This is a genomic window from Streptomyces sp. NPDC046727 (assembly GCF_040645635.1).
GTDB lineage: Bacteria > Actinomycetota > Actinomycetes > Streptomycetales > Streptomycetaceae > Streptomyces.
Genome location: NZ_JBEYYR010000044.1, coordinates 1 through 15,341 on the forward strand (window position 1 = coordinate 1; position 15,341 = coordinate 15,341).

Sequence of the window (15,341 nt, forward strand, 5' to 3'; positions counted from 1 at the left end):
GGCGACCGTCAACCAGCCTTCCGGCCCGTCAGGTCCCCACAACCCGACCGGCCGACCGGAACCCCGGTCGGCGGCCGTACGTGTACTGCGGGACAGGGGTCAGACCGCCGTCGCCGGGTACGTCGGGTACTCCACGCCCGACACGTGCTGGACGACCCGGACGACCTGGCAGGAGTAGCCGAACTCGTTGTCGTACCAGAGGTAGAGGATCGCGTTGTCGCCGTCGACCTTCAGGGCGCCGGCGTCCACGATCGAGGCGTGGCGCGAGCCGATGAAGTCGCTGGAGACCGCGTCCGGCGCCGTGATGAAGTCGATCTGGCGCTTGAGCGGCGAGGTCAGCGAGATCTCGCGCAGGTAGTCGTGGACCTCCTCACGGGTGGCCTCGCGGGCCAGCTGGAGGTTGAGGATCGCGATCGAGACGTCCGGCACCGGGACACGGATCGAGCTGCCGCTGATCTTCGCCTTGAGGTCGGGCAGCGCCTTGGCGACGGCGGAGGCGGCGCCGGTCTCGGTGATGACCATGTTGAGCGGCGCGGAGCGGCCACGGCGCTCGGACTTGTGGTAGTTGTCCAGCAGGTTCTGGTCGTTGGTGAACGAGTGGACGGTCTCCACGTGGCCGCGCAGCACGCCGTACTCGTCGTCCATCGCCTTCAGCGGCGGGACGATCGCGTTGGTGGTGCAGGAGGCGCAGGACAGGATCTGCTCGTCCGGCTTGATGGTGTCGTGGTTGACACCGTGCACGATGTTCGGGACGTCGCCCTTGCCCGGCGCGGTCAGCACGACCTTCTCGATGCCGGGGCGCAGGTGCTTGGACAGGCCCTCGCGGTCGCGCCACTTGCCGGTGTTGTCGATCAGGATGGCGTCGCGGATGCCGTACTCGGTGTAGTCCACGTGCGACGGGTCGTCGGCGTAGATCACCTTGATCTCGTTGCCGTTGGCCACGATCGTGCTGGTGTCCTCGTCCACCGTGATCGTGCCCTGGAACTGGCCGTGGATGGAGTCGCGGCGCAGCAGCGAGGCGCGCTTGACGATGTCCTGGGCGCCGCCGCCGCGCACGACGATGGCGCGCAGCCGCAGGCCGTTGCCGGAGCCGGACTTCTCGATCAGCAGGCGGGCGACGAGGCGGCCGATGCGGCCGAAGCCGTAGAGGACGACATCGCGCGGCTCGCGGCGCTCGATCTTGTTGGCGCCGGTGGCGCCGGCCACCGCCTCGGCGGTGAACTCGGCCACGCTCAGGCCGCGGTCGTCGGCCTTGTACATGGTGGCCAGCATGCCGAGGTCGATCTGGGACGGGCCGAGGTCGAGGGCGGTCAGGGCCTGAAGGAACGGCATGGTCTCGGTGACCGACAGCTCGGCACCGGCGATCTGCCGGGCGAAGCGGTGCGTCTTCAGAATGCTGACCACCGACTTGTTCACCAGGGAGCGGCTGTGCAGCAGGACGGTCACGTCCTGCTCGCGGTGCAGCTTCCCGATGAGCGGGATCATCGACTCCGCGATCTCCTCGCGGATCTTCCAGTTGGTGAACGAGTCGTCGTTGACAGTCACAGATCCATCTTTCGAGCTAGGCAGCGCTCATATGATAACCACATGCCCGAGCGGGGTCCGGAGGGGGTGCCCGGGTGACCCCGGACGGCTGGATCAGGGGGGAAGTGCGGCACGACGGCCCAGAGCGCGACCAGCGCGGTGGCGACCCCCCGCCGGACCGACCGGGCGTGGGTCGTCCGTCGAGGGTGGAACCGGCACCGGCCGTGATGACATGATCAGACGCATTGCGACGGGGGAGGAACTACCGATGAGGCTGCACACGCACGAGTGGGGTACCGGCGACCGGGTCGCCGTCCTCGTGCACGGGATCATGTCCGACCACCGCACCTGGCACCGGGTCGCACCCGTCCTCGCGGGCAAGGGATACCGGGTCATCGGCGTGGACCTGCGGGGGCACGGCGCGAGTGGCCGGGGCGAGTACAGCCCCGAGAGCTGGGCGGGCGACCTCGTCGAAACCCTCCCCGAGCGACCGGAGTTGGTGATCGGCCACTCGCTCGGGGCCATGGCGCTGGCCGGTGCCGTCGAGCGCCTGGCGCCCGAGCGGGCCGTCTACTGCGACCCCGCCTGGGAGATGCGCGAGAAACTGGTCCAGGCGTCCGCGTACTTCGCCGCCTTCAAGAGCGCGAACCGCACGATGATCAGAAGCCTCAACCGGCGCTGGGACGACCTCGACGTGGACATCGAACTGGCCACGCTCGCGGACTGGGATCCCGCCTCGGCCGCCGTCCTGCCGGGCATCTACTCGGTCAGCCGGACACCGGCTCGCCCGGTGGTGCCCTCGCTGGTGGTGCTGGCCGGCACCGGAGACCTCGTACGACCCGGCCTGGCCGAGGAGCTGGTGCGGCGCGGCTTCGAGGTCCGCACGGTCGAGGGGGCCGGGCACAACCTCTTCCGGGACGACTTCGACGGCTTCATGGGCGCGCTGGACGGCTGGATCTGAGGGGGGCTCACGCCCCCCGGGGGGGCGCGACGGTACGGTCAGCGCGGATTGAAGATCACGCTGGCGAAGCGGGCGCTGTCGGACGCCGACCTACCGGGGGCGAGCCGCAGCGCCGAGCCCTTGCACTTCTTCTTCGTGTAGACGACGAGCGGCTTCTTCGTCGCGTTGCGGGCGCCGCGCGCCTCCTGGGCCATGTCGAAGCACTTGTTGTCCGGCGGGCTGTCGATGGCGTACGCCTTGCCCTTGGGTCCGATCCAGGCGAACGTGCCGTCGGCGGCGAGCGCGGAACCCGTGGTGGTCAGAACGAGGGCGAGCCCGCCGAGTGCGGCGGCGAGCGGACGACACAGGCGCATGGGGGTCCTTCGGGAAGGAAGACGGGAAGGGAGCGGGCGGAGGCCGCACCCGTAATCTCCCACCCCCGCCCCGCCCTCCCCGGAGCCGACACGGGTACGTCCACCGTCCGGGGGACGACGGCGCGGCGGCGGTGACAGCGATATGGCCCCGCGGCCCGCCCTCCGCTGTGCGAAGCCCGCGAATCGGGGTAGACGGGGGGACGCCCGAGGAAAGGACCGTCTCATGACGACCTACGTGATCACCGTCCCCGGCACCTTCACCACCGGAATCGAGGACGGCACCCGCACCCGGCTGGCCCAGGCGCTCCGGCCCGCCGATCCGCACGGCACACGCATGGGCAGCGCCGAGGGCCTGGACGTGCTCAGCGTCAACGAGGACAACACCTTCATCCTCCGTCTGACCGTCGACGCGGACACCGGCCCGCACGCCGAGGAGGAGGCGCGCAGGCTCGCGGACTCCGCGCTCCGGGACGCGGGACTGGACGAGCGGACCGCACCGCTCGGGCCCGCGCTGATCACCGGCATCGACTCCGGGATCCGCTGAGCGGGATCTTCCCCGGGGCGCGATCACCTCATATAGGTAAAATCTAGACGTTTGCCGAAAATTCAGGTGGCAGGCATTCCGGGAGCCGCCGCCCCGCCGGAAGTGATCGATGCCCCGCAAGCGCCCCACGGACCACGGCGACGAGCTGCTGGCCAGGCTCGGTTCGCTCACCGCCCAGGCGCGCCAGCGCGCGGAGGCGCAGCGGACCCAGGTCGAGCTGGCCATCGCCCTGCAGCGCGGCATGCTCCCGCGGGACCTGCCTGCCGCGCCCGGCCTCCGTCTGGCCGTGCGGTACACGCCCGCCAACCGCGGTCTCAACGTGGGCGGCGACTGGTACGACGCCTTCGTCCTGCCGGACGGCCGGATCGGGCTGGCCATCGGGGACGTGCAGGGGCACAACATCGAGGCCGCGGCCTTCATGGGGCAGGTCAGGGCCGGACTGCGGGCGCTCGCCTCGGTCACCGGCGAGCCGGGCGAACTGCTGGCCCGCACCAACGACCTGCTGCTCTCACTGGGCAGCGATCTCTTCGCCACCTGCACCTTCATGCGGCTCGACCCGGCCACCGGCGTGCTGGAGAGCGCCCGGGCCGGCCATATCCCCTTCGTGTGGGCCACGGCGGACGGAAAGTCCGGCGTCGTCGATGATGAGGGCGGACCGCCGCTCGGCATCCAGCCGGGCGTCGAGTACCCGGTGAGCCGGCACCGGCTCACCACCGGCGCGGTGTTCGTCCTGCTCACCGACGGTGTCGTGGAAGGGCCCTCGCTGTACATCGACGACGGCCTCGACCAGGTGGTGCGGCTCGCGGGTATCGCCGCCGTCGCCGGTCTGAAAGTCCACGCGCTCGCGGCAGCCGTGATCAAGGGCGCGGAGAGCGTCGGGCACGAGGACGACGCCGCCGTCCTGGTCGTGGGCCTGGACGGACCCGACACCGGCGTTCAGCCATAGGGCCGGACGGGAACGTCTCTCGCCTCGCCGACCCGCGGCCATCGGTGTGGGATGGCTGCTGTGGTGGGTATCGAGGAGCTGCGCCGGCCGGGCGGCCTGGTCGTCCAGACGCTGGCCGTCGCCGCCTGCTACTACGCGGCGGCCCGGCTCGGCCTGCTGCGCGAGCTGACCATCGAGAGCGCCGTCGTCACCCCCATCTGGCCGCCCACCGGCGTGGCCGTCGCCGCGCTGCTGATCCTCGGCCTGCACTGCTGGCCCGGCATCACGCTCGGCGCCTTCTTCTCCGTCCTGTACCTCACCACGCCCGACATCTCCGTGCTCGGCATCCTCTTCGGCAACACCGCCGCACCCGTGTGCGCGGCGCTCCTGCTGCGCCGGGCCCACTTCCGCACCGACCTCAGCCGGCTGCGCGACGGCCTCGCCCTGGTGTTCCTTGCCGCACTGGCGGCCATGCTGATCAGCGCGACCGTCGGTGTCGGCCTCCTCGTCCTCACGGACCATCTGGCCGCCGACGGCTTCTGGCCCGTCTGGCTCGCCTGGTGGGTGGGCGACGCGATGGGCGTCCTGATCGTCACCCCGCTGCTGCTGTTGCTGTACCAGGCCCGCCGCCCGCTGCCCCTGGGGCGCTGGAAAGAAGCGACCGCGCTGGCCGTCGTCACCTGCGTGCTCGTGCCGCTGGCCGCCCACAGCTCGCTCAGCCTGCTCTTCCTCGTCTACCCGCTCATCATCTGGGCGGCCCTGCGCTTCCAGCTGGTGGGCAGTGTCCTCTGCGCGCTGTTCACCTCCGTGGTGGCCACCGTCGCCGCCACGGACGGCGTCGGCGCGTTCGCCGGGCTGAACCGGATCGAGGTGATGGTGAAGCTCCAGGCGTTCAACGGCGCCATGGCCCTGACCGCGCTGCTGCTGTCCGCCGTGATCACCGAGCAGCGCACCACCCGCCGGTCGGTCGAGAAGGCCTGCCAGGAGCTGGTCGAGGTGCTGGAACACCTCACCGCCGGCGAGGCCCCGCCGCCCCGGCCCGAGACCGAGATCGACGAGATCGACGACCGGCCCTGGCCGACCGGGGCGCCCTGACCTCCCTCCCGGCGTGTCGGACGGCCCGCCGGGGGCACTGGGAGACGATGAGCGGAGCCGTACAGGCACAGGGCCGGACCGGGAGGGACGGGGGCGCCATGGAGCAGCGGCCGGTACCAGGACGGACGGGCGAGGAGACCACGCCGAGCGTGCCAGGGCCCGGGGAGCCGCCCCGGCACCGCGACGCGGCCGACGCACGCCGCCGCATCCCGCGCACCGACACCCTCCTGAACGACCCCCTGCTGTCCGCCGCCGTGCACCGGCTCGGCGCGCGCCGCGTGAAGGCCGCCGTACGGCAGGCGCAGGAACGGGCCCGCACCGGCGGCATCACCCCGGAACAGGTCCCGCGGACGGCCCTGGACCTGCTGCCCGGCACCGCGAGCGGTCTGCGCCCGGTGATCAACGCCACCGGCGTGCTGCTGCACACCAACCTCGGCCGGGCCCCGCTGTCCGCCGCCGCCCGGCAGGCGGTCCGGGAGGCCGCCGGGCCCACGGACGTCGAACTCGACCTCGCGACCGGCGTCCGGGCGCGCAGAGGACGCTCCGCGCTCGCCGCGCTGCGCGAGAGAGTCCCGGCCGCCGGCGCGACGCACGTCGTGAACAACGGCGCCGCCGCGCTCGCCCTGGCCGCCACCGCCCTCGCGGCGGGCAGGGAGATCGTCGTCAGCCGGGGCGAGATGGTGGAGATCGGCGACGGCTTCCGCCTGCCCGACCTGCTCGTCTCGACCGGCGCCCGGCTCCGCGAGGTGGGTACGACCAACCGGACGACCGCCGCCGACTACGCGGCCGTCATCGGGCCCGACACCGGGTTCGTGCTGAAGGTCCACCCGTCCAACTTCCGTATCACCGGCTTCACCCGGTCGGCCGAGGTCGCCGACCTCACCGGCCTCGGCGTCCCCGTCGTCGTCGACATCGGCTCCGGGCTGCTCGCCCCGCACCCGGCCCTGCCCGGGGAACCCGACGCCGACACCCAGCTGCGCGCCGGAGCCGCGCTCGTCACCGCGAGCGGCGACAAACTGCTCGGCGGACCCCAGTGCGGGCTCCTGCTCGGCCGGGAGGACCTGGTCCACGCCCTGGCGCGGCATCCGCTGGCCCGCGCCCTGCGCGTCGACAAGCTGACCCTGGCCGCCCTGGAAGCCACCCTCACCGGCCCGCCCACCCCGACCGCCCTCGCCCTCACCGCCGACCCGGCCCGGCTCACGGCCCGCGCCGAGCGGCTCGCCGCCGCGCTGGCCGCCGACGGCATCGACGTACGGCCCGTCGAGAGCGCGGCCACGGTCGGCGGCGGGGGCGCACCCGGGGTCACCCTGCCCAGCGCGGCCCTGTCCCTGCCCGAGCCGTACGCCGCCGCGCTGCGCACCGCCCGCACCCCGGTCGTCGGCCGCCTGGAGACGGGACGCTGCCTGCTGGACCTGAGATCGGTACCACCGGAGGAGGACGACCGACTGGCAGAGGCCGTGCGATCGGCATCGACGAAGCGACCGGAGGCCGTGGTGGCGGAGGGCGCCGTGGAAGGGCGGGCGTGATGCGGGTTCTCGCCACCGCCGGTCATGTCGACCACGGCAAGTCCACACTCGTACGGGCCCTCACCGGCATGGAGCCCGACCGGCACGAGGAGGAGCGCCGCCGGGGTCTCACCCTGGACCTGGGCTTCGTGTGGACCCGCCTCGCCGGGGAGGATCTCGCCTTCGTCGACGTACCCGGGCACGAGCGGTTCGTCGCCACCATGCTGGCCGGCGTCGGCCCCGTCCCCGCCGTGCTGTTCGTGGTCGCCGCCGACCAGGGCTGGCAGCCCCAGTCGCAGGAGCACCTGGCCGTCCTCGACGCGCTCGGCGTCCGGCACGCGGTCCTCGCCGTGACCCGCAGCGACCTCGCGGACCCGGAACCGGTGCGCGCCGACGCCGTCGAGCGCCTGGCCGGGACCTCCCTCGGCAAGGTGCCGCAGGTCGCGGTCAGCGCGGTCACCGGCGCGGGACTGGACGAACTCCGCAGCGAACTGGCCCGCCTGGGGGACGAGTTGCCCGCGCCGGACACCGACGCCGACGTACGCCTCTGGCTGGACCGGGCGTTCACCGTCCACGGTCACGGCACCGTGGTGACCGGCACCCTCGGCGCGGGCACCCTGCGCGTCGGCGACCGGCTGGTCACCGCGGACGGCGAGGCCGCGCTGCGGGTGCGCGGCCTGCAGGCCCTGCACGAGGAGCGGACGGCCGTCGGCGCGGTGGCCCGCGTCGCCGTCAACGTGCACGGTGCGGGGGACGGCACCCTGCGCCGCGGGCAGGTGCTGCTGACCCCGGACCGCTGGCTGCGCACCGAGGTCGCCGACGTACGGGTCACCGGGGAGCCGGTGGCCGACCTGCCCCGGTGCGTCACCCTGCACATCGGTACGGCCGCCGTGCCGGTGACCGTCCGCCCGCTCGGCCCGGACACCGCCCGGCTCACCCTTCGCCGGGGGCTGCCCCTGCGGGTGGGCGACCGCGCGGTGCTCCGCGAACCCGGCGGCAGCCGCCTGCCCTGCGGTGTCACCGTCCTGGACGTACGGCCGCCCCGGCTGACCCGGCGCGGCGCCGGCCGGGCCCGCGCGGCCGAGCTGGACGGCATGCACGGCCGACCCGACGGAGCCGCCGAACTGCGCCGGCGCGGACTCGTCCGGCGCGCCGACCTGCGGGCGATGGGCATCGCGACGCCAGGCGATCCGGTCGCCGGGGACTGGCTGGCCGACCCGGCGCACTGGAGCGCCCTCCAGGACCGGCTGGCCGCCCAGGTCCGCGACCACGCCCGCGCCCACCCGCTGGAGCCGGGCCTGCCCACGGAGGCGGCCCGCCGACTGCTCGGCCTGCCCGACCGCGCCCTGGTCGACGCCCTGGCCGCAGCGACGCCCCTCCTGTCCCGGCAGGGCCGGTTGTACCCGCCCGACAGCCTCCGGCCCGCTCTGCCCGCGCCCGTCCGCGCGGCCGTGGACGCCCTGCGCCAGGACCTCGCCCGCACTCCCTTCCGGGCCCCCGAGGCCGGACGCCTCGCCGAACTCGGGCTCGACCGCAGGGCACTGGCCGCCGCGGCAGCCGCCGGGGCCCTGCTGCGGATCGCCGGCGGAATCGTGCTGCTGCCCGGCGCGGACGCCGACGCCGCCGCCGTCCTGCGCGCGCTGCCGCAGCCGTTCACGCTCAGCGAGGCCCGGCGCGCACTCGACACCACCCGGCGGGTGGCCGTACCGCTGCTGGAGTTCCTGGACGCCCGGGGGCACACGGAACGCGTCGACGAGCAGCACCGGCGCTGCCGTCCGGACGCGGTGGACGGAGACGGACAGGAATCGAACCTGCCTGCCCGAGATCCTCGGGCACCTCGGTTTTGAAGACCGGGAGGGCCACCAGGCACCCACACGCCTCCACCGCCCGTCAGGCTACTGCCCCAGGAGACCACCGGCATGACAACGACACCGGCCCATCAGACGCCCGTACGGCTCACCCAGTTCGCCCACGGCGGTGGCTGCGCCTGCAAGATCCCGCCCGGTGAACTGGAGGAGGTGGTCGCGGGGCTGACCGCGCCGCCGCTCACCGGCGGGGACACACCGCTCCTCGTCGGCCTCGCCACCGGCGACGACGCCGCCGTGGTCACGCACCGGGGGACCGCCCTGGTGTGCACGGCCGACTTCTTCACCCCCGTCGTGGACGACCCCTACGACTGGGGCCGGATCGCCGCCGCCAACGCCCTGTCCGACGTGTACGCGATGGGCGGCCGGCCCGTGCTCGCCGTCAACCTGCTCGCCTGGCCGCGCGACCGGCTGCCGTTCGACCTCGCCCGCGAGGTGCTGCGCGGCGGGCTGGACGTCGCCACGGAGGCCGGCTGCCACGTCGGCGGCGGGCACAGCGTCGACGACCCGGAACCCAAGTACGGCATGGCCGTCACCGGCCTCGCCGATCCCGAGCGGCTGCTGCGCAACGACGCGGGCCGGCCGGGGCTGCCGCTGTCGCTGACCAAACCGCTGGGCACCGGCATCCTGAACAACCGTCACAAGGCCACCGGAGAGCGGTTCGCACACGCCGTCGCGACGATGGCGGCCCTCAACCGGGAGGCCTCGGAAGCGGCGCTGGTCGCGGGGGCCGACTGCGCCACCGACGTCACCGGGTTCGGTTTCCTCGGCCATCTGCACAAGCTGGCCCGCGCCTCCGGGGTGACCGCCGTCGTCGACACCGCCGCCGTGCCGTATCTGGAGGGCGCCCGGGAGGCCGTACGGGACGGGTACGTCAGCGGCGGCACCCGGCGCAATCTGGAGTGGGTCGCGCCGCACACCGACTTCGGGGACACCGACGCGGACACCCGGCTGCTGCTCGCCGACGCGCAGACCTCCGGCGGGCTGCTCGTCGCCGGAGAGGTGCCCGGAGCGCCGGTGGTCGGCGAACTGGTGCCGCGCGGAACGCACTCCGTCGTGCTCAGGTAGGACCGCTCACAGCTCCGTCCCGGTGCGTGCGTCGATGCCCGCCCGGACCCGGTAGGCCCGCACCAGCGCCACGGCCGCCGGACCCCGCGGGCGCCGGCCGGGGCGGATGTCGACGGCGAACGCCTTCGTCTCCTGGATGTGCGTGTTCGGGTCCAGGGACAGATGCAGCAGCTCGTTGGCCGCGTCCCCGGTGCTGTAGCCGTTCGGACCCCAGTGGTACGGCAGCCCCACCTGGTGGAGCCGGCGCCCGTGCACGGTCAGCGGTGTCATCCGGTCGGTGACCAGCACCCGCGCCTCGACCACGCCCCGCGCGCTGACGATCGTCGCCCACCCGGTGTGCGCCAGGCCCCGCTCGGCGGCCAGCTCCGGGGACACCTCGCAGAAGAACTCCGGTTGCAGCTCCGCCAGATACGGCTGCCAGCGGGACATGCCGCCCGCCGTGTGGTGCTCGGTCAGCCGGTAGGTGGTGGCCACGTAGGGGAACACCCGGGAGCCGGGCTCGCCGCCGCTGGGCTGGTAGCGGTTGTCCGGATGCGGCGGCGGCAAGTGCCGTACCGGGTTGCGCTGCTGGTCGTAGACCAGGTTCCGGAACGGGGAGTCCTGCGGCTCGTAGTGCGCCGGCAGCGGTCCGTCGGTGAGCCCGGACGGCACGTACAGCCAGGCCTTGCCGTCGGCCTGCATGATGAACGGGTCCGTACCGGACAGGGCCTCCGGGCCGGTCGCGTCCTCGGACGGCCGGTGGTCCGGCGCCTTGTCCTTCTTGAAGTCGGGGACGTCGTGCCCCGTCCACTCACCCCGCTCCGGGTCCCACCACACCAGTGCCTTGCGCTCGCTCCACGGCCGGCCCCGCGGGTCGGCGGAGGCGCGGTTGTACAGGATCCGCCGGTTGGCCGGCCAGGCCCACGCCCATTCGGCGGCCACCCAGTCCTGCTCCCGGCCCGGCTTGCGGCGGGCCGCCTGGTTGACGCCGTCGGCGCGGACCCCGCAGTAGATCCAGCAGCCGCAGGCCGTCGAGCCGTCGGGCTTCAGCTGCTCGTAGGAGGAGAGCGGACGGCCGTCGGCGTCCCGGCCGTTGATCTCGGCGAGGACCGCCTCCGCGTCCGGTTCGGCGTGCCTGCCCTTCGTCGGGTAGTCCCAGGTCAGGTCGAGCACCGGCCGGTCCATCTCGTCGGTGGACCCGGCGAGCTTCTCCCGGATGATCCGGCCGAGGTGGTACGTGAACCACAGGTCGCTGCGTGCCTCGCCGGGCGGCTCGACCGCCTGGTGGTGCCACTGCAGCAGCCGCTGGGTGTTGGTGAAGCTGCCGTCCTTCTCGGTGTGCGCGGCGGCCGGCAGGAAGAACACCTCGGTGCGGATGTCCTCGGTCCGCAGCTCGCCGGTCTCGATCTCGGGGCCGTCCCGCCACCAGGTCGCCGACTCGATGAGCGAGAAGTCGCGGACCACCAGCCAGTCCAGGTTGGCCATGCCGAGGCGCATCAGCTTCGCGTTGGCGTTGCCCACCGCCGGGTTCTCGCCGACCAGGAAGTAGCCCTTGCAGACCCCGTCCAACTGGGCCATCGTCGTCTCGTACGTCGAGTGGGAGCCGGTCAGCCGGGGCAGGTAGTCGAAGCAGAAGTCGTTGTCCGCGGTTGCCGCGTCTCCCCAGTACGCCTTGAGCAGGCTCACCAGGTACGCGCGCATGTTGCCCCAGTAGCCCTTGTGCGCGGCCTCGGCCTCGACGAAGGCGGCCAGGTCCTGGTTCTGGTGGGCGTGCGGCATCGGGATGTAGCCGGGTAGCAGGTTGAACAGGGTCGGGATGTCCGTCGAGCCCTGGATGGAGGCGTGGCCGCGCAGGGCCAGGATGCCGCCGCCGGGCCGGCCGATGTTGCCGAGCAGTGTCTGCAGGACGGAGGCGGCCCGGATGTTCTGCACCCCCACCGTGTGCTGCGTCCAGCCGACCGCGTAGGCGAAGGCCGTCGTCCGGTCGCGTCCGGAGTTCTCCGTGAGCAGCTCGCAGACCTGGCGGAACAGGTCCCGCGGCACCCCGCAGACCTGCTCGACCAGCTCCGGCGTGTAGCGGGCGTAGTGCCGCCTGAGCACCTGGAACACGCAGCGCGGATGCGTGAGCGTCTCGTCCCGTTCCGGCTCGCCCTCGCCGATCACCGGGCCGCCGGCGCCGTGCGCCTCGCCGCGTGCCGCCTCGGTCACCGACCGGCCGGCGCCGGTGCGCTCCTCGTACTCCTGGTCGCGCTCGCCGGAGGCCGCCTGCATCTCGGTGCCCTCGTACTGCCAGGTGGTGTTGTCGTAGCTGCGGCCGGCGGCGTCGAGGCCGGAGAAGACACCGGCCAGGTCCTCGGTGTCCCGGAAGTCCTCCCGCAGGATCACCGGCGCGTTGCTGTACGCCACGACGTACTCACGGAAGTACTTCTCGTGCTGGAGCACGTGGTTGACGATGCCGCCGAGGAAGGCGATGTCCGTGCCCGCGCGCAGCGGCACGTGCACGTCGGCGAGCGCGCTGGTGCGGGTGAACCGCGGGTCGACATGGATCACCTTCGCGCCCCGGGCCTTGGCCTCCATCACCCACTGGAACCCGACCGGATGGCACTCGGCCATGTTCGAGCCCTGGATGAGGATGCAGTCCGCGTTCTGCAGGTCCTGCTGGAAGGTGGTCGCGCCGCCGCGGCCGAACGAGGTTCCCAGACCGGGAACGGTGGAGGAGTGTCAAACACGCGCCTGGTTCTCGATCTGGATCGCGCCCAGGGCGGTGAACAACTTCTTGATGAGGTAGTTCTCCTCGTTGTCGAGCGTGGCCCCGCCGAGGCTCGCGATGCCGAGTGTGCGCCGGGTGCGGGTCTCGTCGACCTCCCACTGCCAGCCGGCCCGGCGCGCCGCGATCACCCGGTCGGCGATCATGTCCATCGCCGTGTCCAGGTCCAGCCGCTCCCAGTCGGTGCCGTGCGGGCGCCGGTAGAGGACCTGGTGCTCGCGGGCGTCCCCGGTGGTCAGCTGGAGGCTCGCCGCGCCCTTGGGACACAGCCGCCCGCGCGAGACGGGGGAGTCCGGGTCGCCCTCGATCTGGGTGACCTCGCCGTCCTGGACGTACACGTTCTGGCCGCAGCCCACCGCGCAGTACGGGCAGACGGACTTCACCACCCGGTCGGCCGTGGCCACCCGTGGCGTGAGCCGCGCGCTGCGCGCGCTCTTGGCGGCGGCTCCCCGGCCCAGCGGGTCCGTGCCCGTGAGCTGGCGGTAGACCGGCCAGGAGTCGATCCAGGTGCGTACGCCCACGACTCCACTCCCTCCACCCGCTGGATTCCTGGATTTTCCCGCAGCCGCGCGATCACGGCATCTCGGCCGCGGAACGCCCCGGCCGGACAGGGCCGGACGGGGCGGGCTCCCCACGGGTCAACCGCCCCGCCCCCGGAGCCGTTCCCGCTGGGCTACGACCGTGTACCGGGGGTCCTCGGCGGAGGCCACGCCCGCGTGGAACACGCCGAAGCGCAGCGCCGCCGAGCCGGTGAGCAGCGCGGCACCGGCCGCCACGGCGACGCCCCGGCGCCGTCCTGAGCGAAGCGCCAGGACGGCTCCGCCCGCCGTGAGCGCCTCGGCCGCGCCCAGCAACAGGTGCGGCAGGCCCTGGCTGTAGGGCTCGGCGGCCAGGCCCATGCGCCGCCGCATGACCCGGAAGGCGCCCAGTTCCAGCGCGGCACCCAGCACGGCCAGCCGGCGGGCGGGCCCCGCCTCGGCGACCGGGGCCGCGGCCAGGGCGAGTCCGGACGCGGCGGTCGCGGCGGAGCCCGCGAAGACGAACGGCAGCTCCCGGTGGCCCTCGTGCCAGGCGGGCACCGCCGTGTCCGAGAGCAGCACCGCGGTGTACGTCGCCACGGCCGGGCCGAGGACGGCGGCGGCCAGCGTGGCGGCCGAGCCCAGCAGCCGGTACCGGCCCGCCACCTCGGTGGCCGCGGCGGTCAGCGTCAGCGGCGCGTACCCCGCCAGCAGCCACGAGCCCACGCTCATCGGGGAGGTGGGCTTGATCACCCGGAGCATGTTCAGGAACCGGGCCGGCCGGCCCAGGTCGTGGATGAGGGCCGCCAGGGAGAGCGAGACGGCCCCGGCCGCGCCCGCCTTCGCCGGTGCCGCGAGCCCCGCCCGGCCGGTCAGCTCGGCCCCGGCCGCCAGCAGCGAGGAGGCCCCGGCCAGCCCGCCGAGGTACAGGTACCCGGCGATGTCCAGCGGCTTCCACGTCGGCCTGTTGAGCACGGGTGTGCCGTAGTACGACGCGAACTCGGCGTCCGGCACCAACGGCTGCTCGCCCCGGCCGCGCCGGCGCCTGCGACGGCCCGCGGGGGCACCGGTCACCGCCTCCCGGCCGGGCCGCCCGCCCCGCACCCCGTCCCGGGTGACGTCCGACTCGCTCATCGCGGCCTCCTCGCCGAATCGCCGAGTGTCATCGTCCGTCTCCTCGCCGAACCGCCGAGCGTCATCGCGGCCGCCTCGCGAAGCTGCCGGCGGCGAACGCGGTCAGTGCGACGGCCGCCAGCGCCGCCTGCCGCCACATGCCGGGCAGGTCCCGGGTGGTGACCACGGGGTCCGGAGGCAGGCCGTACACCTCGGGCTCGTCCAGCAACAGGAAGAACGCGCCGGCGCCGCCCACCCCGTCGTCCGGGCTCTCGCCGTACAGGCGGGCGTCGGTCACGCCGGCCGCGTGCAGGCGCGCCATCCGCTCCCGCGCCCGCTCCCTCAGCTCCTCCAGCGGGCCGAACTGGATGGAGTCCGTCGGGCAGGACTTGGCGCAGGCGGGCTCCAGTCCGACGCCGAGCCGGTCGTAGCACAGGGTGCACTTCCACACCCGGCCGTCGTCCTTGCGCTGGTCGATGACGCCGTACGGGCAGGCCGGCACGCAGTACCCGCAGCCGTTGCAGACGTCCTGCTGGACGACGACCGAGCCGTACTCGGTGCGGAACAGCGCGCCCGTGGGGCACACGTCCAGGCAGGCGGCGTGGGTGCAGTGCTTGCACACGTCCGAGGACATCAGCCAGCGCAGTTCGGTCGCGGGGCCGGGGGAGGGGGCGTCGGTGCCGAGCCGGGAGGCGGCGGCGAACACGTCCACATCGTCGTGCGCGACGCCGGGTTCCTGCCCGCCGAGCAGCTTGCGCTGTTCCACGAACGCCACGTGCCGCCAGGTGTCGGCGCCGAGGCCGCGCGTGTTGTCGTAGGACATGCCGGTCAGTTCGAGGCCGTCCTCCGGGATCGCGTTCCACTCCTTGCAGGCCACTTCGCAGGCCTTGCAGCCGATGCACACCGAGGTGTCGGTGAAGAACCCCACCCGTGGCGGGGCGTCCGGGTAGCCGGAGGCCCGGGACACGTCCGGCTGCGGGCCGTACAGCGCGTTCCCGCGCCCCGCGTCGGCTTCGCTCATGCCGTCCCTCCTCGCTCACGATCTGGCTGCGGCCCGCCCTCCGCCCCGTGCCGGATCCCTCACTCTCGGTGCTCCCCTTCGAGCCTGGCACGGGTGCCCCCGC

11 protein-coding genes, 1 tRNA gene and 1 pseudogene are annotated in these 15,341 nt (G+C 73.5%); 7 read left to right on the forward strand and 6 right to left on the reverse strand.

From position 1 onward, the window contains the following. Positions 1-99: 99 nt before the first annotated feature. Positions 100-1,545, reverse strand: a complete 1,446-nt coding sequence (locus ABZ937_RS36400) for a glyceraldehyde-3-phosphate dehydrogenase (RefSeq protein WP_361698491.1) — start codon at positions 1,543-1,545, stop codon at positions 100-102. Positions 1,546-1,792: 247 nt separating this feature from the next. Between ABZ937_RS36400 and ABZ937_RS36405 the strand changes: the two genes are divergently transcribed. Continuing rightward, positions 1,793-2,485: an alpha/beta hydrolase gene (locus ABZ937_RS36405; protein WP_361698493.1), complete on the forward strand. Its 693-nt coding sequence runs from the start codon at positions 1,793-1,795 to the stop codon at positions 2,483-2,485. 38 nt (positions 2,486-2,523) lie between these two features. Here ABZ937_RS36405 and ABZ937_RS36410 read toward each other — a convergent pair whose 3' ends face one another. After that, a complete protein-coding gene (locus ABZ937_RS36410) occupies positions 2,524-2,838 on the reverse strand; it encodes a hypothetical protein (RefSeq protein ID WP_361698495.1) in 315 nt (104 codons plus the stop codon). 223 nt (positions 2,839-3,061) lie between these two features. On the opposite strand from ABZ937_RS36410, the gene ABZ937_RS36415 reads away from it, so the two are divergent. From ABZ937_RS36415 to selB, 5 genes and pseudogenes are all read left to right on the forward strand, one after another. After that, on the forward strand, positions 3,062-3,382 hold the full coding sequence (locus ABZ937_RS36415; protein ID WP_361698497.1) for a hypothetical protein: 321 nt from the start codon (positions 3,062-3,064) through the stop codon (positions 3,380-3,382). 109 nt (positions 3,383-3,491) lie between these two features. Then, a complete protein-coding gene (locus ABZ937_RS36420) occupies positions 3,492-4,328 on the forward strand; it encodes a PP2C family protein-serine/threonine phosphatase (protein WP_361698499.1) in 837 nt (278 codons plus the stop codon). Between the two features lie 60 nt (positions 4,329-4,388). After that, positions 4,389-5,402 (forward strand): MASE1 domain-containing protein, encoded by a 1,014-nt coding sequence (locus ABZ937_RS36425; RefSeq protein ID WP_361698636.1) that lies wholly within the window; start codon positions 4,389-4,391, stop codon positions 5,400-5,402. A gap of 98 nt (positions 5,403-5,500) precedes the next feature. Next, entirely contained in the window at positions 5,501-6,928 is a 1,428-nt protein-coding gene (selA, locus tag ABZ937_RS36430; protein ID WP_361698501.1) for an L-seryl-tRNA(Sec) selenium transferase, read from the forward strand. Next, positions 6,928-8,661: pseudogene (gene selB / locus ABZ937_RS36435) on the forward strand (selenocysteine-specific translation elongation factor); the annotation flags it as partial. The gene selA and the pseudogene selB, both read left to right, overlap by 1 nt. Before the next feature lie 31 nt (positions 8,662-8,692). On the opposite strand, the gene ABZ937_RS36440 reads toward selB, so the two are convergent. Beyond that, positions 8,693-8,789: transfer RNA gene (locus ABZ937_RS36440), tRNA-Sec, on the reverse strand. A 37-nt stretch (positions 8,790-8,826) separates the two neighbouring features. Here ABZ937_RS36440 and selD point away from each other — a divergent pair. Next, positions 8,827-9,840 carry a selenide, water dikinase SelD gene (selD, locus tag ABZ937_RS36445; protein ID WP_361698503.1) on the forward strand — a complete coding sequence of 338 codons (1,014 nt, stop codon included), beginning with the start codon at positions 8,827-8,829 and terminating at the stop codon, positions 9,838-9,840. 6 nt (positions 9,841-9,846) lie between these two features. Here the strand turns inward: selD and fdh are convergent, their stop codons facing one another. The 3 genes from fdh to ABZ937_RS36460 all read right to left on the reverse strand — a co-directional run bounded on the left by fdh (position 9,847) and on the right by ABZ937_RS36460 (position 15,238). Further along, positions 9,847-13,107, reverse strand: a complete 3,261-nt coding sequence (gene fdh / locus ABZ937_RS36450; protein WP_361698505.1) for a formate dehydrogenase — start codon at positions 13,105-13,107, stop codon at positions 9,847-9,849. A gap of 117 nt (positions 13,108-13,224) precedes the next feature. After that, positions 13,225-14,238 (reverse strand): NrfD/PsrC family molybdoenzyme membrane anchor subunit, encoded by a 1,014-nt coding sequence (nrfD, locus tag ABZ937_RS36455; RefSeq protein WP_361698507.1) that lies wholly within the window; start codon positions 14,236-14,238, stop codon positions 13,225-13,227. Between the two features lie 61 nt (positions 14,239-14,299). Further along, positions 14,300-15,238, reverse strand: coding sequence for a 4Fe-4S dicluster domain-containing protein (locus ABZ937_RS36460; protein WP_361698509.1), 939 nt, complete (start codon positions 15,236-15,238; stop codon positions 14,300-14,302). Positions 15,239-15,341: the final 103 nt, after the last annotated feature.

Excerpts from the sequence above, each read along its gene's own strand:
- selA (WP_361698501.1), top strand. The coding sequence starts at position 5,501 with ATGGAGCAGCGGCCGGTACCAGGACGGACGGGCGAGGAGACCACGCCG.
- ABZ937_RS36460 (WP_361698509.1), bottom strand. The coding sequence starts at position 15,238 with ATGAGCGAAGCCGACGCGGGGCGCGGGAACGCGCTGTACGGCCCGCAG.
- ABZ937_RS36420 (WP_361698499.1), top strand. The coding sequence starts at position 3,492 with ATGCCCCGCAAGCGCCCCACGGACCACGGCGACGAGCTGCTGGCCAGG.
- nrfD (WP_361698507.1), bottom strand. The coding sequence starts at position 14,238 with ATGAGCGAGTCGGACGTCACCCGGGACGGGGTGCGGGGCGGGCGGCCC.
- selD (WP_361698503.1), top strand. The coding sequence starts at position 8,827 with ATGACAACGACACCGGCCCATCAGACGCCCGTACGGCTCACCCAGTTC.
- ABZ937_RS36410 (WP_361698495.1), bottom strand. The coding sequence starts at position 2,838 with ATGCGCCTGTGTCGTCCGCTCGCCGCCGCACTCGGCGGGCTCGCCCTC.
- ABZ937_RS36405 (WP_361698493.1), top strand. The coding sequence starts at position 1,793 with ATGAGGCTGCACACGCACGAGTGGGGTACCGGCGACCGGGTCGCCGTC.
- ABZ937_RS36415 (WP_361698497.1), top strand. The coding sequence starts at position 3,062 with ATGACGACCTACGTGATCACCGTCCCCGGCACCTTCACCACCGGAATC.